The 24,876-nt window shown below is 42.9% G+C and carries 20 protein-coding genes and 1 pseudogene; 14 read left to right on the plus strand and 7 right to left on the minus strand.

Translation table 11 applies throughout. From position 1 onward, the window contains the following. From AC0YNX_RS28275 to AC0YNX_RS28290, 4 genes are all read left to right on the plus strand, one after another. Complete coding sequence (locus tag AC0YNX_RS28275) at positions 1 to 1,458, plus strand: circularly permuted type 2 ATP-grasp protein (RefSeq protein WP_475819204.1); 1,458 nt, start codon at positions 1 to 3, stop codon at positions 1,456 to 1,458. Between the two features lie 31 nt (positions 1,459 to 1,489). Then, complete coding sequence (locus AC0YNX_RS28280; protein ID WP_475819056.1) at positions 1,490 to 2,491, plus strand: alpha-E domain-containing protein; 1,002 nt, start codon at positions 1,490 to 1,492, stop codon at positions 2,489 to 2,491. Further along, positions 2,488 to 3,378: a transglutaminase family protein gene (locus AC0YNX_RS28285; protein WP_475819057.1), complete on the plus strand. Its 891-nt coding sequence runs from the start codon at positions 2,488 to 2,490 to the stop codon at positions 3,376 to 3,378. Before AC0YNX_RS28280 ends, AC0YNX_RS28285 begins: the two co-directional genes overlap by 4 nt. 377 nt (positions 3,379 to 3,755) lie before the next feature. Then, the gene (locus AC0YNX_RS28290) at positions 3,756 to 4,526 is read left to right on the plus strand and encodes a TerC family protein (RefSeq protein ID WP_475819058.1); all 771 of its coding nucleotides are present in this window, start codon (positions 3,756 to 3,758) and stop codon (positions 4,524 to 4,526) included. Between the two features lie 154 nt (positions 4,527 to 4,680). Here AC0YNX_RS28290 and AC0YNX_RS28295 read toward each other — a convergent pair whose 3' ends face one another. From AC0YNX_RS28295 to AC0YNX_RS28305, 3 genes and pseudogenes are all read right to left on the minus strand, one after another. Beyond that, on the minus strand, positions 4,681 to 5,694 hold the full coding sequence (locus AC0YNX_RS28295) for a TasA family protein (protein WP_475819059.1): 1,014 nt from the start codon (positions 5,692 to 5,694) through the stop codon (positions 4,681 to 4,683). Between the two features lie 95 nt (positions 5,695 to 5,789). Then, positions 5,790 to 6,365: a signal peptidase I SipW gene (gene sipW, locus AC0YNX_RS28300; RefSeq protein WP_475819060.1), complete on the minus strand. Its 576-nt coding sequence runs from the start codon at positions 6,363 to 6,365 to the stop codon at positions 5,790 to 5,792. A gap of 307 nt (positions 6,366 to 6,672) precedes the next feature. Then, a pseudogene (locus tag AC0YNX_RS28305) lies at positions 6,673 to 7,311 on the minus strand (SpoVR family protein); the annotation flags it as partial. Between the two features lie 175 nt (positions 7,312 to 7,486). On the opposite strand from AC0YNX_RS28305, the gene AC0YNX_RS28310 reads away from it, so the two are divergent. Both AC0YNX_RS28310 and AC0YNX_RS28315 read left to right on the plus strand, forming a co-directional pair. Beyond that, positions 7,487 to 8,740: a hypothetical protein gene (locus tag AC0YNX_RS28310; protein ID WP_475819061.1), complete on the plus strand. Its 1,254-nt coding sequence runs from the start codon at positions 7,487 to 7,489 to the stop codon at positions 8,738 to 8,740. Next, positions 8,727 to 10,073 carry a hypothetical protein gene (locus tag AC0YNX_RS28315; RefSeq protein WP_475819062.1) on the plus strand — a complete coding sequence of 449 codons (1,347 nt, stop codon included), beginning with the start codon at positions 8,727 to 8,729 and terminating at the stop codon, positions 10,071 to 10,073. The genes AC0YNX_RS28310 and AC0YNX_RS28315 overlap by 14 nt, the downstream gene beginning before the upstream one ends. Positions 10,074 to 10,409: 336 nt before the next feature. Here the strand turns inward: AC0YNX_RS28315 and AC0YNX_RS28320 are convergent, their stop codons facing one another. Then, complete coding sequence (locus tag AC0YNX_RS28320) at positions 10,410 to 11,987, minus strand: recombinase family protein (RefSeq protein WP_475819063.1); 1,578 nt, start codon at positions 11,985 to 11,987, stop codon at positions 10,410 to 10,412. Then, on the minus strand, positions 11,971 to 13,416 hold the full coding sequence (locus tag AC0YNX_RS28325) for a recombinase family protein (RefSeq protein WP_475819064.1): 1,446 nt from the start codon (positions 13,414 to 13,416) through the stop codon (positions 11,971 to 11,973). The genes AC0YNX_RS28320 and AC0YNX_RS28325 overlap by 17 nt, the downstream gene beginning before the upstream one ends. Before the next feature lie 192 nt (positions 13,417 to 13,608). On the opposite strand from AC0YNX_RS28325, the gene AC0YNX_RS28330 reads away from it, so the two are divergent. Together AC0YNX_RS28330 and AC0YNX_RS28335 are read left to right on the plus strand one after the other, a co-directional pair. Further along, positions 13,609 to 13,953, plus strand: coding sequence for a helix-turn-helix domain-containing protein (locus tag AC0YNX_RS28330; RefSeq protein WP_475819065.1), 345 nt, complete (start codon positions 13,609 to 13,611; stop codon positions 13,951 to 13,953). A 465-nt stretch (positions 13,954 to 14,418) separates the two neighbouring features. Then, positions 14,419 to 15,903: a recombinase family protein gene (locus AC0YNX_RS28335; protein ID WP_475819066.1), complete on the plus strand. Its 1,485-nt coding sequence runs from the start codon at positions 14,419 to 14,421 to the stop codon at positions 15,901 to 15,903. 110 nt (positions 15,904 to 16,013) lie between these two features. Here the strand turns inward: AC0YNX_RS28335 and AC0YNX_RS28340 are convergent, their stop codons facing one another. Beyond that, a complete protein-coding gene (locus AC0YNX_RS28340) occupies positions 16,014 to 17,258 on the minus strand; it encodes a hypothetical protein (protein WP_475819067.1) in 1,245 nt (414 codons plus the stop codon). Positions 17,259 to 17,658: 400 nt separating this feature from the next. Between AC0YNX_RS28340 and AC0YNX_RS28345 the strand changes: the two genes are divergently transcribed. Continuing rightward, positions 17,659 to 17,967 carry an ArsR/SmtB family transcription factor gene (locus AC0YNX_RS28345; protein WP_475819068.1) on the plus strand — a complete coding sequence of 103 codons (309 nt, stop codon included), beginning with the start codon at positions 17,659 to 17,661 and terminating at the stop codon, positions 17,965 to 17,967. A gap of 45 nt (positions 17,968 to 18,012) precedes the next feature. Here AC0YNX_RS28345 and AC0YNX_RS28350 read toward each other — a convergent pair whose 3' ends face one another. Continuing rightward, the gene (locus AC0YNX_RS28350; RefSeq protein ID WP_475819069.1) at positions 18,013 to 18,339 is read right to left on the minus strand and encodes a GIY-YIG nuclease family protein; all 327 of its coding nucleotides are present in this window, start codon (positions 18,337 to 18,339) and stop codon (positions 18,013 to 18,015) included. Between the two features lie 322 nt (positions 18,340 to 18,661). Here AC0YNX_RS28350 and AC0YNX_RS28355 point away from each other — a divergent pair, with 322 nt between their 5' ends. The 5 genes from AC0YNX_RS28355 (at position 18,662) to AC0YNX_RS28375 (ending at position 24,818) form a co-directional block, all read left to right on the plus strand. Beyond that, complete coding sequence (locus AC0YNX_RS28355) at positions 18,662 to 18,835, plus strand: hypothetical protein (RefSeq protein ID WP_475819070.1); 174 nt, start codon at positions 18,662 to 18,664, stop codon at positions 18,833 to 18,835. Positions 18,836 to 19,071: 236 nt separating this feature from the next. After that, positions 19,072 to 20,232: an HNH endonuclease gene (locus tag AC0YNX_RS28360; RefSeq protein ID WP_475819071.1), complete on the plus strand. Its 1,161-nt coding sequence runs from the start codon at positions 19,072 to 19,074 to the stop codon at positions 20,230 to 20,232. A gap of 147 nt (positions 20,233 to 20,379) precedes the next feature. Further along, positions 20,380 to 21,162: a GIY-YIG nuclease family protein gene (locus AC0YNX_RS28365; protein ID WP_475819072.1), complete on the plus strand. Its 783-nt coding sequence runs from the start codon at positions 20,380 to 20,382 to the stop codon at positions 21,160 to 21,162. 18 nt (positions 21,163 to 21,180) lie between these two features. Next, the gene (locus AC0YNX_RS28370; RefSeq protein ID WP_475819073.1) at positions 21,181 to 23,787 is read left to right on the plus strand and encodes an AAA family ATPase; all 2,607 of its coding nucleotides are present in this window, start codon (positions 21,181 to 21,183) and stop codon (positions 23,785 to 23,787) included. Then, positions 23,787 to 24,818, plus strand: coding sequence for an McrC family protein (locus AC0YNX_RS28375; RefSeq protein WP_475819205.1), 1,032 nt, complete (start codon positions 23,787 to 23,789; stop codon positions 24,816 to 24,818). Before AC0YNX_RS28370 ends, AC0YNX_RS28375 begins: the two co-directional genes overlap by 1 nt. Positions 24,819 to 24,876: the final 58 nt, after the last annotated feature.

Raw genomic sequence — 24,876 nt, forward strand, 5'->3', positions numbered from 1 at the left:
ATGTCGATGGCGATGAAATCCGGGTTTAATCAGTACGATTCGCAATCATTCTACGACGAAATGTTCGATCACGAGTTAAAGGTGCGAGACCATTATGAAGGTGTTCATCGAACGTTCGACCGTATGAAGCCGCCTGAGCTTGCAGCGCGCCACACAAAGATCCAGCAGCGCATGCTGGAAGAAGGAATTACGTTCACGTTATATGCCCAGAATCAAAATGAACCGCTCGAGCGGACCATACCGTTCGATTACATTCCGCGCATCATTCCGCGCCACGAATGGGAAGAGATCGAACGGGGCATGAAGCAGCGCGTGCAGGCGCTGAACGCCTTTATCCATGACATCTATCATGAACAGCGGATTGTGAAGGATGGCATTATCCCTCGGCAAATGATTATTAGCAACAAGTACTTCCGCCCGGAGATGGCGGGGCTACACGTGCCTCAGAACGTCTATATGACCGCTTCCGGCATAGATTTAATAAGAGACGAGATGGGCCGGTATTACGTGCTTGAGGACAATCTTCGAACCCCGTCCGGATTCTCATACTTGTACAAAGGGAGAAGCCTTATGAGCGAGCTCTTCTCCGACCTGTACCTGTCTAACGCGGTATCGGACATCGAACGAAGCCTCAATGTATTCCTCGGTTCGCTGCGCAGCTTGGCGCCTTCAGGGAAGCGGGATCCGCTTATTGTGCTGCTGACGCCCGGCGCGTATAACTCCGCTTATTTCGAACATGCCTTCCTGGCACAGCAGATGGGCATCCATCTTGTTGAAGGGCGCGACCTCGTGTACAAGGATCACAAAATCTATTTGCGCGACCTTCGCGGATTACGGCAAGTAGATGTCATCTATAGGCGGCTCGACGATGATTACTTGGACCCGCTCGCCTTTCAGCCGGACTCGCTGCTTGGTATTCCTGGGCTCATGAATGCGTACAGGGCAGGCAATGTCGCGATTGCGAATGCGCCGGGAACGGGAGTTGCGGACGACAAAGCTGTCTATGCGTATGTGCCGGACATGACTCGGTATTACCTTGGCGAGGAGCCGATTCTGAACAATGTGCCAACCTATATCCTATCTCGCAAGGAAGACCGGGACTATGCGCTGGAGAATTTGGATCAGCTCGTCGTCAAGGAGACTTCGCTATCCGGCGGCTATGGCATGCTGATCGGACCAGCGGCAAGCGCGAAGGAGATCGGCGCTTTCGCCGATGCTATTCGCCGTGATCCGGGCCGCTACATCGCCCAGACGACGATGAAGCTCTCGCGAGCGCCGGTCATGCTAGGCGGCGCAATGCAGCCGCGCCATATTGATTTGCGCGTGTTCGTGCTGATGGGGGCGCAGACGCATGTTATCCCTGGCGGGCTCACACGTGTTGCGCTGCAGGAAGGCTCGCTTGTCGTCAACTCCTCACAAGGCGGCGGCGTGAAGGACACCTGGGTGCTGAATCGCTAATGTCGTAAAGAATGAAGCGGAGGGATCTGTGATGCTGAATCGAAATGCAGAGGCGTTGTTCTGGATCGGGCGATACATGGAACGAGCGGAGAACCATGCCCGGCTAATAGATGTACATTATCATTTGCAAGCTGATGATTTGTCGGTCATTCCAAGAGGTGAGCTTGGTGAGAAAGCGCAGACCCTCTGTAAATGGGGGCGTATCGTGGATGCGCTCGGCAGCCGTGATGCCTATGAGCAGCAATACGGCACTTATACGGAGCAGGATGTGATTCATTACATCACGCTTGACCGTGACAATAGCAATTCGCTTGTCACTTGCATCAATCATGCGCGCGATAATGTAAGGACGCTTCGCGAGAAGCTGCCAAGCGAGCTGTGGGACGTGACGAACGGATTCTATCTATGGCTGCGCGAGAAGCAGGCTGGCGACTTTACGAAAGAATCGCCGCATCAGTTTTTTGGCCGGATTAAAGAGTGGACAGCGCTGTTCCACGGGGTTACACAGTCGGTTATGCCTCGTGAGAATGAGTGGCATTTCATCGAATGCGGGCGCTATTTGGAGCGGACGGAGAATACGCTGCGCATCCTACAATCCGCTATCATGTCTCGGACGATCATCTACCCGGATATGGAAGGTGGCAATGATCTCTATCCATTCCTTCAAGCAGTGCTCCGTTCGGTGAGCGGCTACCAGCCGTTCCGCCGTTATTATGCCGATGGCGTCTCGCCTGAAGCGATCATGGAGTTTCTGATCTTGAGCGAGGTGTTTCCGCGTTCGGTTCATTACTCGCTTGATGCGCTCGATGAGCATCTGCGTGGCATTCAGCTGCAGGAGAAGCAGCTGCGCGCTGCTCATGACCGGATTATCCGCCAAGTCATGAAGCTGAAGGCGGAGCTCGCATGCCTCGAGCGGGAAGATCTGCATATCCAGACCGAAGGCCAAGTGACGGGCGCATTGCTGCAGGCGGCAGGGCAGCTTGGCGGATCGTTCGCATCTACCTTTTTTCGAATGGGGGAGGTTAGCGCATGAAGCTGTTCATAACGCACACAACACAATATTCGTACGGAGATCCGGTGATGGACAGTGTCAATGAGCTGCGGCTGACGCCGTTCACGAACGAGCAGCAATCGTGCTATCAGCATACAATCTCAGTGGAGCCGAACGCGCCTCTCTTCAGCTACAACGATTATTTTGGCAATCGGGTCCATGTGTTCTCGGTGAATAATTCACATAGAAGCTTGAAGATTCGGACGCAAATGACCGTTGTGACGAAAGAGGCGATCAAGCCGGAGCAAGGTGAGAAGGCGATGATGCCGCAGGAGGCATGGGCGTATCTGGCTTCTGATGTGGTGGCTAACGAGTTTGCGGAATATTTGCTCCCGACCGAATATACCGGTATTACGCCTGAGGTGGCTGCTTTTGCAGAAACGCCAGTGGGAGGCGGCACGAATGAGATGGAGCAGCTAGGCGTGTTTGTTTGGCTATCCCGCGTCTCCAATCGTATCCGCAATGAGTTCGTGTACGATCCGGAAGCGACGAACGTGTACACGATCGCAAGTGATATGATTCGCAGGCGGCGCGGCGTATGCCAGGACTTCGCTCACCTGATGATTGCAGCATGCCGGGCCAAAGGAGTGCCTGCCCGTTATGTGAGCGGGTATCATTTTGTCGGAGATTTGCAAGGCGGCAGCGCAGACTTCGAGCAAGCTTCGCATGCATGGGTGGAAGCTTACGTGCCGGGACTCGGTTGGTGCGGCTTCGATCCGACCAATGACGCGCTAGTCGGCGAGCGGTATGTGAAGCTCGGGCATGGACGCGACTATAAAGATATTGTGCCTGTCAAAGGTGTCTATCGCGGAACAGCTGAGGCGGAGCTGGACGTTGCTGTCGATGTGAAACGGATCGATGCGGGTTGAGGATGAAGTATGGCGAGTGTTTTAGTTGGAGCATGGAAACAATAAGATTGCATTCCTGGGAGTCGTTAGCATGACTAACTTCAGGGGATGCGATCTTTTTTATATGTAGAACTTTAAATGAGTAAAAACCCATCCAAAAAATGGAAGTTAACAATGTTGCAGTATTGAAAATAATTGCGATTTCTTATTTTGCAGAGCATACGTGGACAGAAGCATGTGGTAATATTAGAAGTGCTTCAGGGTTTATTATATATGAAAAAAATGAAATCTAACGGCAACTTATTACGTATACACCTAGTGTCGGACCAAGCAACATAATCTACATCTGACTTTGGCGCTTGGCTATACTTACGATGGTTTAGAAGGGAGAATCCGAGTTGGATTCATTATGGTTGGAGTACGCGTGGGCTTTACTCATTCTTATCGGTCTGGAAGGTTTATTGTCGGCCGATAATGCGCTCGTGTTGGCGGTCATTGCGAAGCATTTACCAGACGAGCAGAAGAAACGAGCGATTAATTATGGTATCATGATGGCTTTTGTCTTTCGGTTTGCCGCTCTTTTTGCGATTTCCTTTATAGCGAATGTCTGGCAGGTGCAGGCAATTGGCGCAGCCTATCTGCTGTACCTAGGCCTCAAGCACATCATCGGTGCGCGACTTGGCAAAAAGGATACGCACAAGGACGATAAACAGGAGGCTTCCGGAAAAGGTTTTTGGCCAACTGTCGGCAAGATTGGGCTGGCCGATCTCGCCTTTGCGATTGATTCGATTCTTGCTGCGGTCGCGCTCGCACTTGGCTTGCCGGATTCACCGCTCGGCGAGTTTGGTGGCATGGACGGGGGGAAATTTATTGTCGTGGTCCTTGGCGGAATTGCCGGGTTGGTGTTAATCAAGTATGCGGCTACTTGGTTTGTACAGCTGCTTGGACAACGTCCAGCGCTCGAGACAACGGCGTATGCGATCGTTGCATGGGTAGGGGTGAAGCTTGCTGTCATTACGCTTGCTCATGAGGATATTGGCTTGTTTGATCCCCATTTTCCTCATAGCACGGGCTGGACGTTAGTGTTCTACGCTGTCTTGATAGCGATTGCTCTGCTTGGTTGGTTTGCACCGAGTAACAAAGCTTTAAAGGTGGGTAAGTCGTCCTGAAGAGTAATGCGGTAATGGCTACTTCTCATTAGGATCTACAACGCGCTGGACTCATGGTCTGGCGCGTTTTTTTTATTGTCCCAATCCGTTGAGCGCCTTTGTTCAACAATTAAAAAACTCCGGAGAGAAGTTCTCTCCGGAGTTAGTGGCGTGACTAATTGATAGGAACGAATACTACCTTAACATTGCCAGCGTTATCTTTGACTTCAAGACGTACATGTTCTGTATTGCTGTTGTGGAGAGTGTTGTACCAGGTCGTATCTCCATTTTTCACTTGCGTGCTAATAGCAGTATTGGCAGGAACGATGTTGCTAAAACTTGATTGAGCAGCGCCTTTTGAATATTTGACCTCTGTGCCAGTGCTAGTGTAAGAGTTCAGGTAGCCGTCCCACAATTTGTTTTTAATAATAGGTTGTCCATTTGCTCTGAGGGCGTCTTGGAAGTTATTATCGTCCACTCCTATGCCGTAGCGGACAACGATGTTGCCAGTGCTTAACGGTCCTAGATCGATAGCTTCATTCGTTTTAAATGAAAGGAGTACTTCTTCGCCTTCATATCTAGCTGAAACTTCTGTAATTTCTGGTGCTGTCGTATCAACTACTGGCGTAGCTGGGATCGGCACGCTGTTCGAAGGGAAGAAATATGGCGCCATGTAAGCAGATACACCGGTGCCTACTTGATATTCATTGTTACGAGCTTGTACGGCATCGATTACGATGTTAATTGCACCAGATTGATTTTGGTAGGAATTTCCTGCATTAAGCGGCATTGTATACGTAACGTTCAGCGTTGCTGTTTGACCTGCGGCAACTCGCTTTGGAGCGGTGTCGTAGGAAATTTGCAGCGGAGAAGTGCCTCCGAATAAGTTGCCGATTCTGCTGCTTTGTGTTAGAGGACCGTTTACGCCGATATAGGCATCTAAACTGCCTTCATTCTTGACTGTAATGACTTTAGTATCCGTATCTCCAGGTGCGAGATTGCTGAAGTTGAGCATTGTTTTTGCGACTGCACCGCCGGAATAATCGCTAATCTTGACAGTTCCGGATGCGAAGGAATTGCCGCCGTTTGTTACTTGATCGCTAAACAAAGCGAAAGTTCCTCCGGCAACCATGGTAGCGCCTAAAGCAGTTACTGCTGTTAATAGGACAAGCTTCGTTTTGATACTCATACAAGAATGCCTCCCATGAATTTTTATTTCCCTTATAGGGTTGTATTTGAAACCTTCCAAAGCTGCTGCCGGAAAGGTGACAAAACGTAAGGTAGCTAGCTGCTGAGTGTGGATTCCTTTGGTTTCGCGTTCTTTTCTAGCTTTAAGATTTCACGAATCACTTCAATGATGGAAAGAAGCATGAGCAGGAACCCAGGGATGATGAGAAGCAAGGCGAGTCCCAGTTTGGTCTTCAAGAATTCGATATAGTAGCCAAGATACGGGATTGTCACATTGCTGTACTTGGCTTTAATCGCAGAGGCTTGTATGGGCGATGAATCAGCCGAATCATTGGCGTCACCCTTCGTTACATATTCCGTGGTTCCATTCACGTTACGTATTTCATGGATTCGATGTGTGATCAGGGTGTCTGGAGATTCTGGAGATTGGAAGGTAATGACATCACCGATCTTCAGTGTTTCAGCGGAAACGTTAGGCTTGGTGATGATGAGAGAGCCTGTATGGATCTTCGGCTCCATGGAGCCTGACAGGACTACATACAGCTGATGGCTGAACAGCTGGGGCGGACCATCTGAATGTCGAGAGGAAAGTGCAAAAATCAGTGTGACCGCTAGCATTAAACTTAGAAGTACAGTAATCAACCGGTTAAACCATTTTAGACTTGTGCGCATGACGGTTTCGCGCTCCTTTTCAGCGTTCAAGGGTGGAAGTTGAAGTGTCGTTCTCAATTAAGAACTTCATGAGTTGACTTTACTAAAAGTATTCTCAATTGTAAACGAGGAAAACGAGCCGGATTTCACCGTTTCGTTCTTTTTAAGGAACATTTTCGTTCTTTATAACGTATTATCTTTTATTTCCTTCTATTTTCGTTCTTTATTTAGAACAATTTGTTGAAGAGGCACTGAATGGCTGCCATTGACGATCAAAAAAAAGATCGCATCCCCAGAGCTCCTGAGGATACGATCTTCTTCTTTACCCTTATATAAACTTCCGACTCGTCTTCTTGCCGTCACAGCTGAACACAATGCGTTTGTCCTCGACGATCGTTTCCAGATGGACTGATTTGCCCCATAGCTGCACGACATGAGGGAGTGTGCGCTCCACATATTTCAGATCGAGCTCGACGCCCTCGTACTTATGAAACATGAACAATTCGCCGACTCGGTTGAAATCGCCGTCTGTGACGACGATGCTCGGGAAACCGCCGTTGACGCGTGAGAACACGAGCTGCTGACGCACGGACTCCCAGGCTTTCTCGGTGATTTTCCACTCTGCGCCTTTCTTCTCGAAGATATACAGGTCGAGGTCGTCGACGAGCTTCTTCGTTAAGTAATTGCGCAGGAACGAGATGTCGGAATCGAACTCGCGCACCTCGAATATTTTCTCGCGGCCCATGCCGGGCTTGCGTCCTTGGCGTTCCTGTTCTTCGCGAGTCGGATTATCCCAGCGGCGTTCGATATCCTCGAAGATCTTTAGCCCTAGATAGTAAGGGTTCAAGGAGTGGCGGGATGGCTGCACGACCGACGAGTTGAGCATCGCGAACTCGATCGTTTCGTCGCTCGTTAGGTCAAGCTCCCGGATAATCCGCTGATGCCAATACGAAGCCCAGCCTTCGTTTCGCTAAGGTGCTTAGTTTGGTGTTTTTTCCAAAGATAAAGTTTCACTCATTATGTCTGTTTTATGATTGCTCTAAGTTATAGATGTTTTACTTCCCTTGATGTATAATATTTCCGTTAAAGAAGAGTGAAGTTCGTGTGGGTATGTCGCACGGCAGTGACATGAGGAGGTCAATATGTTAGTAACTAAATACACATCAAAAAAATCTTCAAATAATCAAACAACTTGTTACTTCTGTGGAACTTCACTTAAAGAGTATATTGAGAATTTGCCTACAGATTTTATGCAATATGATATTCAAAGAGGTATTGTCAATAATGTATATCTAGACAGAATTGTTGATACTGTATTACAAAAGGAACACATTCCACCAATAACTATTGTAAGTGAAAGTATCAACAATAATTTGGAAGATGCAAACAGAATGATCGTAAATGAATTTAAGATTCTTGATGGACTTCAAAGAACATTTAGGTTGAAAATTTTATGGGACACAGTCATATATCTAGAACATATTCTTAAAGAATACCCAGGAATATCTGAGTTCTCAAAATTAGAAATATCTCGCAGGTTCGGTAGGCAACTTAAAGAGTTCTCCTCATCAACATTAGTCTTAGAGCGATTAATTAGCAGTAAGAAAGAAATAAATGAGATAAAAAATTGTTTCAATGAAATTCAATGGGTAGAGATTTGGGAAGGACTAAGTCCACAACAAGAAGTTGAGAAAATGTTATTGTTAAATGCAGGTCACAAGCAGGTCTCTTTAAAACATCAATTAGAATTGTTATTTTTAAATCTAGTATCATATTTCGATGATATTAAAAAGAAATATCCAGATTTTTCACTAATTAGAGAAAAAGAAATTAGTTCAATTAGCTATAGTAAGGGACGAAAGAAATGGGAATTTCATTTTTCACATTTGATTACATCTTGCCTGGCATTCTTAGAAAAAGATACTATTACAGCAAATGCATCATTAATTAAAGAAATTCAAGATGAAAAACTCAAGAATGGTGAATTTGCAGGTGTCATTTCTTACGATCTAATAATTGGGCTTATTGATTTTTTAATGAAATTTGATAGTTATCTTGAGAAAAATTATTTAATGGATGAAGGAATTCAATGGGTATCTCGCGATACTGTAACAATTGGATTGTTTGCGGCACTCGGAAAATTTTCATATGAAAATAAAATTGAAGATCCTAAAACAGTGTTTTCACATTTTATGGATCTGCTTGATTCTAGTGATAGTAACGTACTAAACATTCATGAGTACAATAAGGAACGAGCTAACATTGATTTGAGCAAGGTAAACGTAGGTGAATTTACAAAGAATGCAGTTTATTGGGGCGTATATCATTATTTAAAAAACAAAAAAATAATTAGTTGGTCAGAGAGCTTTAGAGGTGTGAAACATGGCAACAACTAATACAGTAATGACACCGATTGACATATATTACTCGAAACTTGAAACGTTGATTAATTTTGTTATCGCAGAATACGAAGCAAACTTTATGAGTGCAAAAATTGCGGTATTAGATACTTATATTGCTGCATTAAATGACAGCCTTGACACTGTTAAAGACAAAAAAGCAGCTGGAGAAATGTTTTATGAACTAAGGGAAATTCATGAGATTTTTGAAAAGCTAAATGATGATTTTCCTGACGTGTTAAAAGAAGCAAAAAATTATTTTAGAATAATTTTTGTGTTGCTATCTAAAATCACTACTCTCGACATAAGTGTTTTTCCATCAATTCCGTCGATTGACGAAGAGCTATTTAAACTTATACCTTTTGATACAACGTTTGAAGAGTTTTACTTCAGTCCAACAAGTATAGACAAGACGATTATTGTTTTCTCGCTTAATAATTTGTCAGGCATTAATGATTTCATAAATAAGTTTAAAGTTGAGTTGTTATTTCATGTACTAGTTAAGATAGATTTTAGAATTGAAGCTAATGAGAATCAAAAGTTTTTACTGCTTGCTAAAGATAGCCCTGAGAATATTGATCAACTTCAGTCTTTTATGAATTTGTTTGAGGTATCAGCCGGTAAAGAAATTCATAATCCTCATAGATATGAACAGGTTCCATCAATTACCTCTAATGTTGAATGGAATTACTTACATGGTTATCAGCAGTTCGATGACACTGTATATATTTTAAGTGAGTATAACTATCAAAAAAATATTATTGATAAATATTTAAAACTTTATCAGGTTATAGAGAATTTCATGTTTAGAGAGCCAATATGTTCTTTGGTAAATTCCAGTGGAGATGTAATGTTCTCAATCAGAGAATTTCAAAATCTGTACAAACGAGTTATGGAAGGAGAACAGGATACTTTAAAAAAGTTCATGAAGACAGCATTAAATGTTACGTATGAACAGGTAGCACCTACAAGTTTCAAAGATATTGTGTATCTAAAGTGGAGGAGTCTGATTGACACTCCTACTAAAGCTGCTGAAATAGATAGTTTCCTTCGCAAACTAGGTTATAAAGGGGAGCATTCTCGCAATGTAAATAGTGGGAATATACAAGATTTCTTTTCAGAGGTAATTTATAAGCTTAGAAACTGTATTGTCCATAATAAAGAAACTGAATTCCATTTAACTTATGGAAATTTTTCTGAATATCCTGCTATCTCGAAACTATTGGAGGATTTTATAATTTTTTGTTTAGAAGAACTGATATTTAATTTGCTAATTAATAAAAGTCAATTAATCTCATATAATTACCCGCATATTAAGCTTTATAGATAATCTCAGTTCAAAAGTTTGCATGGCGCATCTCATCCGCATATGTGTGGAAGATGCGTCTTTTTGTATAATAATATGGTTTCAATATCCGACCCAATCACCGAGAAACGTTTACCAAACTAAAATCCTGTCCATACTGGTGAATAGGAATTCCGGAGAAACCTATGGGACAAGCGCATTTTGAGCATTCCTTCTCGGTATACGGGTAGTCTCCCGATCGGCAGACTACCCGTATACCGAGATTTTTGGACATACCTACCCAGTAACCGAGAATTTGTCCTCCACTAAAATAGTTTACTAAGGTAACAAAAAACCGACCGTCCCTTCAAGGACGGTCGGTTAACGGATGGTTGTTCGAATGAGGCTGCTTCGCGTTTGAATTGCAATATCACCATTGATGATTTTTTTCTTTTCATCGACCATTTTCGGTGTAATGATTGCTTTTTGGACCAGGTACGTAATCATCTTTCGAATATCATGATTATGTTCACTTCCGGTTATGATACTCATGGATTTTATGTTACTGGTTATGACTGCCGGATTCCCCTCAACTGTTATAAGATATTGATGAATCTTTTTAAGTCGATTTAACTCGGCGTTGAGCTTACAAATTCGACCGCTAAGGTGATGCTTTTCACTCGTGAGGATCTGAACCATATTCGTATTGTCGTCAATGGTTTCGAGGTCTTTTACCAGGGCAGCGCGCTGCTTTGCTTTTTCATTAGCGAGAGCCAGCAATTGATTTGCCTGTTCAATTTCTGATTCCCTAGCTACTATTCTTTTTGAAATGGCTTGAAGCTCATCGAGCATTTCCTTGTACACTAGCGAGCATAATGTCTCGAGGTTTTGCGATTTTAAATCGGTCAGTACCGCGTCAACAACGGCATGGATCCGATCTGCCTCAATTTTATAACTGCAGGCAGGGCAGAAATACCATCTGGCACCATAATTTCGCTTCCTCTTCGTATCATAAGTGCCCTGATCCTTACAATGCAACACACCTTCGCAGACAGAGCAAAACAACAGCTTGCTAAGAAGAAAGCTTGTTTTGTACATTTTTGGGCTAAGTTTACCGGTCATTCTCTGCTCATAAATCGTAAAGGTTTCTTGCCACTCTTCGAGACTCATGATTGGCTGGATTAGATCGCTTCTAACCATCAACCAGCTATCCATAGAATTAATCGAGTTGCGGTAGTCCTGATGTTTACGTTGATGAGTCATGTAGCCGGCATAGAAGGGATTCGTAATAATCCCTTTTATAGCTGATTTTTTTAGGGGCTTGCCTGTTTCATGGTTGATAATCGAAGCAATTGACTGAAAGCCTTCCTGCTTACGGTATAATTCGTAAATCCGAAGAACAATAGCAATCTCTTCTTCGCACAGTGAGAAGGTTTTTGTTTGTTTGTCATAGCGATACCCAAAGGGGGCTGGACCGCCAGTCCATTTACCGCTCTTTAGCATGGTTCTAGCAGTATCTCGGGTTCGGATACGTGTATTATCGACTTCGAGCTTAGAGGTTCCATCTTTGATTAAATCAACGATGAAATCTCCAGAGTCGTATAAGGTTTCTGTACTGCTAATAACGACCGGGATGTTGTAACTTGCCAAGAGCATACGAACTCTTTGGTGTTCAGCAGGATTACGTGCGATGCGGTCGTGATGGTTGACTACTACAAAGTCAAACTTCTGATCAATAGCGTCTTTCAACATCGAAGAAATGCCATCTCGGTCGTTGAGCTGCTTCTTTCTTGCAGATACTCCAGCGTCGATGTATTCAAGGACAATCGTACATTCGTATTTCTTCGCGAATTCATACGCCATTGATCGTTGCGCGTCCATTGTTTGCTTATCTGTAGAATGTCGCCCATAGAAGGCACCATTCATCCCTGGTTGAATGATATTAGCTAATGGCAGCATGACCCATCACTCCATTGAACGGTTCTCGAAGCTGTATTTTTATTGAAAGTGCATTTAATTCAATACGAGAGACGATGTCATGAATCAGCGCTCTTCTTCTGTCAGCATCGTAAGAGAACACCTCAGTAACCAGATCGACGGATTCATGAAGAGTCTGCATGAGTTGAAATTGTTTCTGAAATGCAACTAGCGTATCGGGGTAGTGCTGCTGCAAAAGCTCCTCACGCTTGATTTGGTTGTGAAGATATAACATATGGCTCTCCAGCTCAGGCGCCGGATTTTGCAGCCATTGTATGGTGTACTTACTAAGTGCTTGTTTGAGGTCTTTAACGGCTTCATGACTCTCGACGATCGAGTTCTCATAGAACTTGATGAGATCACCATGCACAAGGTCATAAATCATAGGAAAGTCGGTTTGAAATCGCTGTGTAAGGTGTTTTGCAGATCCCTCTAAAACTGCTGACTCTAATAGGTCTGGGCTCTGCTGAACATTACGATGAACCTTGCAGGTATAGAAGCTCCTGGTGGTAATATCGGTCACTTCTTTTCCGTACATAGGTTCGCCACATTTGCCACAGTAAAGCAGCCCATCAAGTACCATTGGGATGCGATTGTTACGACGGGTTCGAGTTGGTTTAAGGCTGTTCATCTTGTCGTGTGCCCTTTCCCAGATTGTTTCGTCGACGATGATGAGGCTGCTGTTCTCGATTTCAACATGCTCGCCGAACTCCTCGGTTCTGCGAATACCTTTATAGATGGTATTACCGATTACGGATTGTATTCGCTGTGAATCCCATTCGGAAGGAAACCAGGACTGCTTCTGGATTTCTCGCGCAAATTCAGCTAAATTTGTGCATTCCGTATCAACCATTGAGTTGTACAGCTTTCGGATAACCTCAGCTTCATCTGACTCTATTTGATATCTCTTTTCCGCATCTACACGGTAGCCATAAGCAATGCGCCCTTGGGCGTGTTTGCCTTGCCTAGTCATCGTGTATTTCGTTTCTTTGATGCGTTGAATGATTTGATTTGCTTCTCGCTGGTTGAAACCGGCAATGAGTAATTCGAAAAATTCTCCTGCAGGAGAATATTGAATCGGGATTTCGTTGTCAGCAGTAAACACAACCTTCACCTGATGAGTCCTAAATAGGTCGAAGAGTTCCATTGCTTGAATTACATCGCGAGCAAGTCGATCACGCTTATAGACGTAAACAGTCGTAACCAGACGGTCCTTGATGTTTTGCACTAATCGATTTAACTGTGGACGCTCTTCAATCTTGGTTTTTCTTGCTGACACAGCCTCATCTAAATACAGGTCGTCGAGTAGCATGCCTTTCGCCTGGATTTTCTCCAGTGCTAACGCTTTCTGCATATCGATCGAATGCTCTTGGGTTTTAATCGAGCTGCGCGCGTACAATACAGTTTTCATTATTGCTCCTCCTTTCTAGACGTGTCGTCTGCATGATCAGCTATAAGCTGCTTCTTCAATAAATCAACATACAGCTCCATCCATTTACGTGCCGCATTCGGGTCGTGTATATGACTAATGGATGAGATTTGTAATTCGGTGCTACGGGTTCTTTTACGAGCCGTTGTTATCCCTCCTATGGTGGTGAATGAAATGAGTAATTTCGGTCAGCAGCTAAGACAAATCCGACAACAGAAAGGATTTGGTTTAAATGAGTTTGCTAAAGAGCTGGGAGTTTCTCCGGCTTACCTTAGCAATCTTGAAACAGGCAAAACGCAAACCATTCAGCTAGGCATATTAAGCAGGCTGCAAGGACAATTGCAAATGTCTGTCGACGAAACAGAGCCAGTAAGCGATCAGCTGTCCGCACGAATTGTTCGGATCGGTGAATTGCTGAAAGCCATACATCGCTCTAAACCTGACGTTGCCGAATATCTAATGGCAATGGTGGAACAAGGTGTCAATGTGATGAAGCTTGAGGAATCATCAGGCATTTAACAAGATGCCCCGTTTGTCGGAAAAGTATTCATTATAGTAAATAACCATTTATCATAATGAATAAAGTAGCTGAAATATGGAGAGCCTAACTCCTGTCATGGAGTTAGGCTCTTTGTGTGATTGGACTCCGGTGCGGTAGCCTTCTCTTGGGTAAATGATATTTGGAATGGGATATGGTTCGACGTATTTAATCGTTGCTGTAACCATTGATTGGCAGCCGTTTGTTTGAAATGTTCTTCGAAATTGGCGATTCGATTAAGGAGGATATCGGCGTATGATTGCAATTTGAGTTCATCGATACATGTGAAGCAACTCTGTTCGTTGTGATGTTCAACTGTGAAGCGAACCTTCAGTTGTCTCATATCATCACCTCGATCTAGTCTATGCAGCTTGATCGAATGGACAATCCCCGATTTTGACATAAATTCGACAGGACAGGCATAGGAATGGACAAGAGGTGAGGTCATGAACGTACAACGACATAAAGCGGCTCAAAACATTAGTCTTCGTTCAGTGGCTCTGTACTGCAGGGTATCGACAGATGAGCAAGCGCGCGAAGGCGTTTCACTTGAGGAGCAGCAAGAGCGGCTTAAAGCTTATTGCCGTGCAATGGGATGGAGTGACCAGATACAGGTCTTCGTAGACGATGGTTTTTCAGCGAAAAGCTTAGAGCGCCCACAGTTGAAGCGACTGCTTCATGCGGTTGAAAATGGAGCCGTTTCTCGAATAATGGTCACGAAGCTGGATCGGATGAGCAGACGATTATTGGACTTGCTTAATCTGATAGATATGTTCCAGAATTATGAAGTCTCATTCGTATCGATAAGTGAATCATTCGATACAAACACGCCTTCGGGGCGATTGACACTTCAAGTGCTTGGTGCCGTTGCCGAATTCGAACGGGAGCGGATTCGAGAGCGCGTGTTTGAAAATATGTTGCACGCTGCTACGACGGGCAAATGGTTGACGCAAAGTCCATACGGATATGACTTGGTGGATAAGTACCTAGTTATCAATGCTGCAGAATCACTAGTTGTGAAGAGGGTGTTTGATATGTATTTGAATGAGGGACTTGGCTTTTATTCCATTGCAAAACGATTGAATGAGGAAGGAATTCCATCAAGGCAGCAGAAAGAATGGTCGATTCGAGCCATTAAGCTAATGCTGATGAATCCGGCATATAAAGGCATGCTGGTCTGGAATCGCGTGGATTCTAGCAAAACGCAGCGTAAGGACAAGGATGAGACAGAGTGGGTGAGCGTGGAGGACTGTTTGCCTGTCATTATCGAACCGTCGATATGGGAGCGGGTACAGAGCAGAATCGGTCAGCCAAACAACATTGCTCCTCGAGCACAGACAAGCCCTCATTTGCTTGGTGGAATGTTGAAATGTGGAAAATGCGGGTCGGGTATGAGTATCGGATTTTCTGGTTCGCCAAATAAAAGATATCGGGTATATCGCTGCTCTGCGAATAAAAATAAGGGGACGTGTACCAGTAAGCAGTATCGTGCGGACGAAGTAGAAGCCTGGTTCAAGGAAGGCTTACTGCAGCTTGTTGAGAATCAAACTGGTGTACTGACGATAATGGCGAAAGAAGCGATGGTTAAATCGGAACTTGAGCAGCTCGAACAAAGAGTCAGCACGGCAAAAGCGCGATACAAGCGTAAAGTGGAAGCCTATACTTCGGGTTTGATTGAACTGGATGACTTGAACGAAGAAAAGGAGCGGCTTGATCAATTCCTGCTAGAACTCCAAAGTTTGGACGCAGACGGCAATGAACCAATTAATATGGATCAGGTTCAAGAAGAGCTGAATGCGAAGATAAACAACATTCAATCGGCAATTGATTTGCTGCCTGCCGAACAAGCTAAAGGGATCATTAAAACATTAGTCCAGTTCGTTGTGGTTCATGGCGAGGAGGATATCGAAATTCGCCTGCAGCCGGTGTAAGTGATGTAATCTCGTTTAATCACCAGCCGAGTTGCCGTTGTACTTACTGAAGCAAAGGAAATGGTATCAATTAAATATCCCCCGCCGAAATTAGGCGGGGGATAAGTATTTCATGATTCGTGATCCGGGTCAGGCTGTTCAGCAACATGCTGTTCTGTAGTAGGCTCCTCAACAGCAGGCTGTTCAGTAACATGCTGTTCTGTAATAGGCTCCTCAGCAGCAGGCTGTTCAGCAACATGCTGTTCTGTAGTAGGCTCCTCAGCAGCAGGCTGTTCAGCAACATGCTGTTCTGTAGTAGGCTCCTCAGCAGCAGGCTGTTCAGCAACATGCTGTTCTGTAATAGGCTCCTCGGCAGCAGGCTGTTCAGCAACATGCTGTTCTGTAATAGGCTCCTCAGCAGTAGGCTGTTCAGTATCCTGTTGTAAGACATTAGGAAAGTCTTGTGAATCATCGTCATGATCAAAAATGTAGCTATCCTCATCGGTATCCTCGTCTATTTTGTCTACCTGCTTGTTGCCGGAAATAGCTTCCGCTGTGAAGTTGTCTACAATTTCAACGTCAAAAGCTGGCTGTAGTCCGCTCACTTTCAGATTACTACTACCTTTCGGAGGGCGACCACGACCACGCTTTGCTTGAGTTGGATCTTTTGGATCCGATTCATCGCTTATGCCAAATTTACGTTGAGTGAACTGAATCTGAGCGTCCTTTTTAGCTAATTCCGTTTTCATTTGCTCGAGTTCAAGTTTGTATTCAAAGTCCCTTTGTTGAAACGCAATTTGATGACTCTGTTCTCGGAGTTGTTGTTGAAGGGAACGGTTATCATCAACTAATCGTTGAAAATCCGACATGCTCCATTGATTACGTTCTTTTCTTAATGACTCAATCTCTGCTTCCTTGTCTTTAAGTGATTGTTGAAGTGTCGAGTTGTATCCATCGTAAACGCTGAACCTCGATCTCATATCCTCTAATTCGGAGCTGAGTTGAGCTGTTCTCGTTGTTAACAAGGCTAACTGTGATTCCGCGTTGTCGCGAGCTTCGTTACTCTTTTGAAGCTGATTTTGCAAATCATCGGAGGTTTGCTGCCATATCAATTGTTTGTCTCTGAAATTATCTACAGATTTCTTTACGATGTGCACAATTGTCTCATGGATACGTGTAGAATGTTGCTCGATATTATCCAAATCATCCGAGTATTGCTTTGTCTCGTCATTTTTTTTTAACTCATGCATTTCGTAGATGGAAAGAACATGTTCAAACCAGTCACTTTGCGTTTCGAAGTTTGCTTCACTTATAAACCGTTTTACTTTTTCAATAGTTTCTGGAGTTAATCTGAGCCCCCACGTTGAATTTGCCATGGATTTTTACGACCTCTCTTATATCAGTTAACTTTGAAAGGCTTGATTTTACTGGTGTTAACACGTTAACTGAGTAAACATGGATTTGCTTCCTGTTAAAAATGTATATGCAGCAATTATTTGAAAAATGTAGTCTGGACCAAGCAGATTTATTGAAGATGCTAAATTTATGGCTACTTTCCCACGCAGCGGCGAGTATAAAATTTGGGGGTCATTTCAACAAAATGGAAAAGTCTTCACTTTCCTATTTGATTTCGAAGAACCATGATTTAGTTATAAAGAATTGCAATGAAGCGAAATCCAGACAATGCAGCTCTTCATTTTTGCGCTGTAACCTTGATCAAGCAGTGTTATAATTTACGGAGAGATTTGTTAATCCCATAGTCAAGAGGCGATGCTTATGAAGCAGCTTCATGAAATGTCGAAACTATTTAAAATACTTAGCGATCAAACAAGGCTTACGCTAATTGTCCTATTGCGTGAGCAAGAATTATGCGTGCAGGATTTAGTCACTCTTGTGAAGATGTCTCAACCAGGAGTGAGTCAGCATTTAAAAAAATTGAAGGATGCTGGACTTGTAAAAGAAAAGCGAATAGGCACTTGGATTTATTACTCTCTAAATATTGAAAATAAGCCGCATCTACAAGCACTTCTTGAATACATACAACATCATGAGTTGCTTGATAAGGAATCAATAAATAAAGATTAACAAACAGCCCTTAATTCCAAAGTGGAAAAAAGGGCTGTTTGTTTGCTATGCTGCTTGTTCTGTAAATCCGATTCGCATGATGAAGCGACTGCTGCCAGGCGTTAACTTGTATAAGTTATAGCCGTATTGTTTTTGCATTGCCCTAGTAAGCCGGATCCAATACCGTTTACATTCTGGTACAAACTTCATATCATCTGCGTTCTCGCACTCGAACAGAGGAACGAACTTGAAATTGCTCTCACCGAATTGATCCCACTCATGTTGAAGATTAGCGTTCGGATGCTTTCCAGAGCGTAATTGACTCCAAATCGAAGCTTTACGGGAATACAAATTGCCAGAGCCGATGAACACTTTGTTATTTAACTGGTTCAAAACTGCAAATACTCCAAACGTCTTAGTGGATACGTTTGCTTTGGTTACAGGAGCGAGCGCTAGTGGACTAATTGTTATCACCTCGATACTAGTATATAAACGACCGCTTATATATATGACAGAATTCTAGAAGTTTTTTCAGCAGCTTGTCTAAAAAGAGCGTATTAAGCTGAATGTATGAAATGTGCATTTAAGGGACAACATGAGTAATTGAGAGGATAGTGATACAAACTTGAAACCGCTTTTACCTGATTACTCATTTAACGTCCACCCCGTAACAGATGAGGTCATTGAAGTACGGCTTTTTGAGAAGGGTTACAGAATGTACCCTGGTGAGAAGCTGTATGGTAAGTATGCTGCGAATGAACTGAACGAGTATCTTGGGGTATCGGTTCAGCAAGCCACAGCGATGATGGTAGGCTCTTTCGCCGGATATGATTGCCCGGCAGCCGACCCAGACTTTTATGATAGCAATGGACTACCGAAGGATTTCTAATTATTCGGCAAATCCAATAACTGACCGATGAACACTAGATTTAAGCAGCATGTGGCTTGATATTAAAGTCCAATTTTCCGAATATGGAGGATTGGTCTTTTTTTATTATTCTAGCTTAAGCGCCTTTGCGTATGAACTTAAAGGTTTTATTTGTTTTCATGTCGAACACTTCAATTTAATGGCAATTGATGATGAAATTTGCTTTTTACTTCTGGATTCGTAAGGGGATAGCCTTAATGAAAGAAGAAATCGTATTATTGAAAATTCATAATGGAATCGATGAAGGTAAGACTCTTTACGAAGCTTCCAGGCACCTTTGGGTGATTAAAAAAGAGCGAAAAGATTATCTTCAATATGCAGTCGGAATTAATCGTGGCAAAGTCGAATGTGTTTTTGAAATCGATGAATGGTTTGAAGAAATAGATGGTGACGGCAAGGAACGATTATCATTCAATGGTAAAGAAGGACCAGCCTATCTGTTGCAAAAGCTTCGAGAGCATACAGAGGCTTTATTATTGAAGTTCGGTTCGAAGAGTGCGGTAGCATATCTTTCTCTCTCCGAATTGAAGGATGAAGTTCCTGCAGATCCAACAACATGGATATTCCAAGGGAATCCAAACAAATTCAATATTGACGGTTACGTTTCGGACCGGAAATTCATATGGTGGAGCCTACGACAGAAACATTTCGAGAAGGTAATCCGTACTGGGGATGAAGTATTCCTGTGGCGAGCCGAGGCAGGTCATCCAGGAAGTGGAGGTCTCATTGCAAGGGGGGTTATAATTGGTCCGCCGATCCTTCGAACTGATGAGGATGCCAAGCAATATTGGAAAACAGATGAATGGAAAGAGCCTGGTCTCAGAGTACCGATAGAACTGCTCGAGGTTAAAGTAATAAACGGTTTTATTCCGAGAGTGACGGTTATGCAGATTAAGGTGCTTGAAGATTTGCTTATTCTTCGAATAGCGAATCAGACAAACTATAAAATAAGCGAATCTCATGCAGTAGAATTGCACAAAATATGGGGTATGCCTGATATTGAATATTTTGAAGATGCGGAGGAATCGGAGCTTTTCGCGGAAGGTAAGAAGGTGTATCGATTACATCGGATTACTGAAAGAAATCCGTATCTTATAAAAGCAGCGAAGGAGAAGTATAAGCAGCAGGATAAATTGCTAAGCTGCATGGCTTGTGGATTTTCATTTGTAAAGCATTACGGAGCAATTGGTGAAGATTTTATCGAGGGGCATCATACGATTCCGATCTCCGAGATGTCGGGAGAATACCATGCGAAGGCGGAAGATATCGCGCTAGTCTGTTCCAATTGTCACCGAATGCTTCATCGCAGACGCCCCTGGCTGAAGCTAGATCAGTTGAAGCAGCTCTTAAATAAATAATGATGTAGTAATCGAAGGAGAGCTAGCTCAATGGGAAAGAAACTTACGATATTCCTAATCGACGGATTAGCGACCGGTCCGAGGACGATTGAAATTGGAAATTGGTCCGGCAAAGCCATTTATACTCTCCGTTCTTCGCTGTCCAAGGTGTTGGATCGAGAAGAGTTCGAGCGACCTGGCGTTTATATACTGAAGTCAATGCCGAACAGCGATAATTTCAATGAACGAATCTATATTGGGGAAGCCGAGAATCTCAAGAAACGGTTAAAGCAGCATCTTGCCAACTCGGACAAAGATTTTGTTGAACTTGTCGCTTTCATAAGTAAGGATGAAATGTTGACAAAAGCACATATCAAGTATCTTGAATCAAAGATCATTTCGCAAGCTCGAGAAGCTAAGGCTGCTGAAATCGATAATAGTGTGAATCCGGAATTAACGACGCTTCCGGAATCAGATCGTTCCGACATGGAATTTTATCTGGAGCAAATCAAATTGATACTGCCTGTTGTTAATTTTATGTTCCTGATACCGTCTGTATATAAGCCGTTAAACGAAATTCGCAATGGACTTGAAAAATCAACCGATAACAAGCTGTATTATCTAAAGAGCAAATCGGCGGAAGCTAGGATGCTTGAAACCGAGGAAGGCTTTATTGTTCTCAAGAATTCGCAATGTTTAAAGCAAACGCAGAACTCGTTATCTGAGGGCTATCTCAAGCTCCGGGAGAAGTTGATCGAAACGAATATTCTTGAAGAGAGCGGTAACATATATGTTTTTAAAGAGAATGCAGTCTTCTCGAGTATAAGCGCAGCTGCTGCGGTGATCTTGGGAAGGTCGGCAGCGGGACCCATTGAATGGGTTGATTCAGAAGGTCTAACGTATAAGCAAAACTTAGAGAAAAAATACAGCAATACGATATCACAAATATAAACGAGGTGTTAATCAAGAATGGATTACGCACAATTGAATAAGCAAATGCTGCGGGATCGTTACATAGATATTTCGTTCAATAGATACTTAGCTTATAAAGATTCCGATATGTATGATGAATCATACAAATATGAGATTCTTCCTCGATTAAACCAATTCATTAAGGGTCAGGACATCAATGAATTCACTGTAAGCGATGTTCTAAAAAAGATTCAAAAAGAGAATCCGCAATCCGGCAGCTTCGTGCACTGGAGCAGCATAGCTGACTTGATTAAATATGCAGAAGATCGTCCGGTTGAAGTTGCTGAACTGTTGAACGAGCTTTATTTGTCAACGTCTAGTGTTGAAGACAGAATTGAACAGTTTAGAGAAAAAGGAAAACAGTATAATCCCTCGATCTCACTTGGAGCACCGTTATTTGGGTACCTCCTTTCAGCTTTGAACTGCGAAGATTACCCAATTTACAAACAAGAGGTATTTACAAATATAAAGTCCGCTTTTGGCGTAAATGTCAAGCTTGGGAGTGTAGGCAGCAATTATCAAATGTTTTTAAATATGTGTCAGGTTGCTAAGGAGCACTTATCAAAGACATATCCTCATTTAACGATGCTCGATATTCAAGATTTCTTCTTCTGTGCTACTCAATATGATCAGATTATTGTAGAAAGTGCCGTTAAATACTTATATGAATTAGCAACGGAATTAGGTGTTTATATGAAACACCCAGAACAAATGTTAGCAACCATCGCACAATTCGATTCCGACATGCTGATTAGTTTGCGGGAGAGATATCGCAATCAAGAAAAGGTTAATCGTATCAAGTTTGAAGTGGTTAACAGAATGATTGAATCCGGGTCAGTGGTGATTGATGATCTAGAGGAGATCAAACAGCATGTGAAAGGGAAGTATGATACGAATATACTGCAATCATGGAACAATTTCACGATCCTGTTTCAGTTGTATTATGCGAATGTGAAACAGAAAGTTCAAGAGGAACTACGTAAGGTCCATGAAGCCGTTCGCAATATGGACGTATTCGAAAAGATCGATTTTGAACCGAATAAGGTATTAAACGGATTTGATTGGAATCAAAATTTTGGGACTAGCGAATGCTGGCTGGCAGTCTATAATAGTAAGCATCTTAATCATCGTACAGCCCCGCAGTGTTTTCTTGGAATTGATTATGATAAGGGGATCCGATACGGACTCGTATTTGGCGACCAACATCCCAACAGAGGTATAGAGAATTTAGTGAGTCATATGGAGAGCGAAACCTTCACGTATGATTCGTTTCACCGTCAAATGATATCGATTGCGCACGTTTTCTTTAATGAACAAGCTACTGATGAACAACCAACATTCCCGGAAGAAGTTGAGAATATAGATTCCACAGCAACAGAAGATGCAATCAGTGTGAAAACGTGGGAAGAACTTCTCCAGAACGATCAGATCTTTAGAACGAGTGATTTAGAGTTTATTTATAAAATATACGAACTAGGCGGAAACGCAACAGCTACAAATCTTGCCGCAGCAATGGGCAAACATTCTTCCTCTTTCAATGCACCAATCGTACAACTCGCAAAACGAATTTATGAAGCAACGGATATCCCTCTAATAAAGGGAAATGACGGGAAAACATCCTATTTTCGAGTGCTGTTCGATTGGGAAAATGCGGAGAATGGTCATTTCATCTGGATACTAAAACCAAATCTATATGCTGCAATAACATCAATGGCTGAAGGTTCAGGCTTAGTTATCGGCAATTTGGATTCTTTACCGGAGTATACAAAAGAAAATTTCTTGAATGAAGTATTTATTAGTGAAGAACTATACGATCGCATGGCTAACTTATTAAAATATAAAAAGAGCCTGATTTTGCAGGGTCCACCGGGAGTCGGTAAAACTTTCGTATCCAAGCGTTTGGGTTATTCGATTATGGGAGCTAGAGATGAAAGCCGTATTGAAATGGTGCAATTTCATCAAAATTATGCTTATGAAGATTTCGTGATGGGTTATCGACCTAATGAAAATGGGTTCAATTTGGAATATGGCATATTTTATGAGTTTTGTGAACGCGCGTTAAAGCAGCCAGAACAAGATTTCTTTTTCATAATCGATGAAATAAACCGAGGCAATTTATCAAAAATATTCGGCGAGTTATTCATGCTGATCGAGCGCGATAAACGCGATGAATTTGTAACCATGAGCTATTCAAAGGCGAAGTTTACTGTTCCGAGCAACGTCTACTTAATTGGTACGATGAATACAGCAGATCGATCTCTCGCGCAGATTGAAGTAGCTCTTCGCCGCAGATTTGCGTTTGTGACGCTCGAACCGAATTTTAATGAAAAATGGAGTCGCGTTCTTCAAAAATCCGGCGTTTCCACTAACCTTGTGCAACGTATACTTCATGATGTCGGAAAGATTAACAAAGAAATTATTGACGATTACCAATTAGGTAGAAGCTACGCCATCGGTCACTCCTTCTTTGCAGAGAAACCGGATTTCCTCGACGAAGCAAGCTGGTACGAGGGAATAATCGAGTTTGAGATCAAACCCTTAATTGAAGAATATTTCTATGACCGTCCTGAAATTGTAAACTCTTTATTTATAGGGCTGCAATGATGGAGAACGAATTTAAAGTACCGATCCGCAATCTATTTTGTATGCTGAGCTATGTTCATGAAATGCCGGAGCTCATCAAAAGTATAAATGACGTCGACGAGGATTTGATTACGTATGATTTTATCTGCAAACAATTTTTGCGGGAAGCTGTTTCTGTAGTTCGCCGTGGACTCGTTAAAGACTATGTAGCAACCAGGGAACCGACTGATCGGTTAGGCGGACGGTTGTTGATGAATGAATCACTGTCATTTATTGCTGCGAGAGCACCGGTCATGGTATGTGAAAAGGATGAATACACAGCAAATATTAGGTTAAATCAAATCATGAAATCAACATTGCTTGCAATTTGTATGAACAGATACGTGAAAGAAGAGACCAGGCAACGTGCATTTAAAATTGCGGAATCTTTGCCGGAGGTAGACTCACCGCCACTTGGGAATGAATTATTTGCACAAATTAGCTATAACCGGTTTAGCATGCAATATAGGCGTATGATCCATATTGCAAAGATATTATTTGATTTTACGTTGCTTTCTCATAAAGCTGGGCAGTGGTCTCTATTTTCCGCAACCGTTGATGAGACCTCTTTAAACCATATTTTCGAGAAATTCTTGTTCCATTTCTTTCGTATGGAGCAACGTGATTACAATGTCTCTTCAGAAACTATGAAATGGCGACTTGAGGGATCCAATTCATTCCTGCCAGCCATGAGAACGGATGTATCTCTTACCCATAAACTTGGGCATCACAAAATCATCATCGATGCGAAGTTTTACAAAAATCTTTTTCAAGAGAATTTTGGGAAATCAACTTTCCATAGCCACAACATGTATCAGCTCTTTACTTATCTGATGCACCAATCAGTTACATTGAGCGTTAGAGGCATATTGATTTATCCGTTTAACGGAATTGAGGTAGACGAAACGTTCAGATGGAATGCTAATGTTACAATGGAAATAATGACGATTAATCTGGATCAATCGTGGAAGGAGATACATCGTGCATTAATGAAAGTAGTCAACAATGGATAGTAATTAGGAGGCACATTTAATCTGCGGATTGAATGTGCCTCTTTTTGCAATTAAACTT

The sequence above is a fragment of the Paenibacillus sp. J31R98 genome (genome assembly GCF_056269245.1).

Coding starts and splice junctions, on each gene's coding strand:
- AC0YNX_RS28345 (WP_475819068.1), top strand. CDS start 17,659: ATGAAGCAGCTTCATGAAATGTCGAAACTATTTAAAATACTTAGCGAT.
- AC0YNX_RS28310 (WP_475819061.1), top strand. CDS start 7,487: ATGTTAGTAACTAAATACACATCAAAAAAATCTTCAAATAATCAAACA.
- AC0YNX_RS28320 (WP_475819063.1), bottom strand. CDS start 11,987: ATGCTGCCATTAGCTAATATCATTCAACCAGGGATGAATGGTGCCTTC.
- AC0YNX_RS28295 (WP_475819059.1), bottom strand. CDS start 5,694: ATGAGTATCAAAACGAAGCTTGTCCTATTAACAGCAGTAACTGCTTTA.
- AC0YNX_RS28285 (WP_475819057.1), top strand. CDS start 2,488: ATGAAGCTGTTCATAACGCACACAACACAATATTCGTACGGAGATCCG.
- sipW (WP_475819060.1), bottom strand. CDS start 6,365: ATGCGCACAAGTCTAAAATGGTTTAACCGGTTGATTACTGTACTTCTA.
- AC0YNX_RS28275 (WP_475819204.1), top strand. CDS start 1: ATGTCGATGGCGATGAAATCCGGGTTTAATCAGTACGATTCGCAATCA.
- AC0YNX_RS28340 (WP_475819067.1), bottom strand. CDS start 17,258: ATGGCAAATTCAACGTGGGGGCTCAGATTAACTCCAGAAACTATTGAA.
- AC0YNX_RS28280 (WP_475819056.1), top strand. CDS start 1,490: ATGCTGAATCGAAATGCAGAGGCGTTGTTCTGGATCGGGCGATACATG.
- AC0YNX_RS28355 (WP_475819070.1), top strand. CDS start 18,662: ATGTACCCTGGTGAGAAGCTGTATGGTAAGTATGCTGCGAATGAACTG.
- AC0YNX_RS28370 (WP_475819073.1), top strand. CDS start 21,181: ATGGATTACGCACAATTGAATAAGCAAATGCTGCGGGATCGTTACATA.
- AC0YNX_RS28335 (WP_475819066.1), top strand. CDS start 14,419: ATGAACGTACAACGACATAAAGCGGCTCAAAACATTAGTCTTCGTTCA.
- AC0YNX_RS28315 (WP_475819062.1), top strand. CDS start 8,727: ATGGCAACAACTAATACAGTAATGACACCGATTGACATATATTACTCG.
- AC0YNX_RS28325 (WP_475819064.1), bottom strand. CDS start 13,416: ATGAAAACTGTATTGTACGCGCGCAGCTCGATTAAAACCCAAGAGCAT.
- AC0YNX_RS28375 (WP_475819205.1), top strand. CDS start 23,787: ATGGAGAACGAATTTAAAGTACCGATCCGCAATCTATTTTGTATGCTG.
- AC0YNX_RS28330 (WP_475819065.1), top strand. CDS start 13,609: ATGAGTAATTTCGGTCAGCAGCTAAGACAAATCCGACAACAGAAAGGA.
- AC0YNX_RS28360 (WP_475819071.1), top strand. CDS start 19,072: ATGAAAGAAGAAATCGTATTATTGAAAATTCATAATGGAATCGATGAA.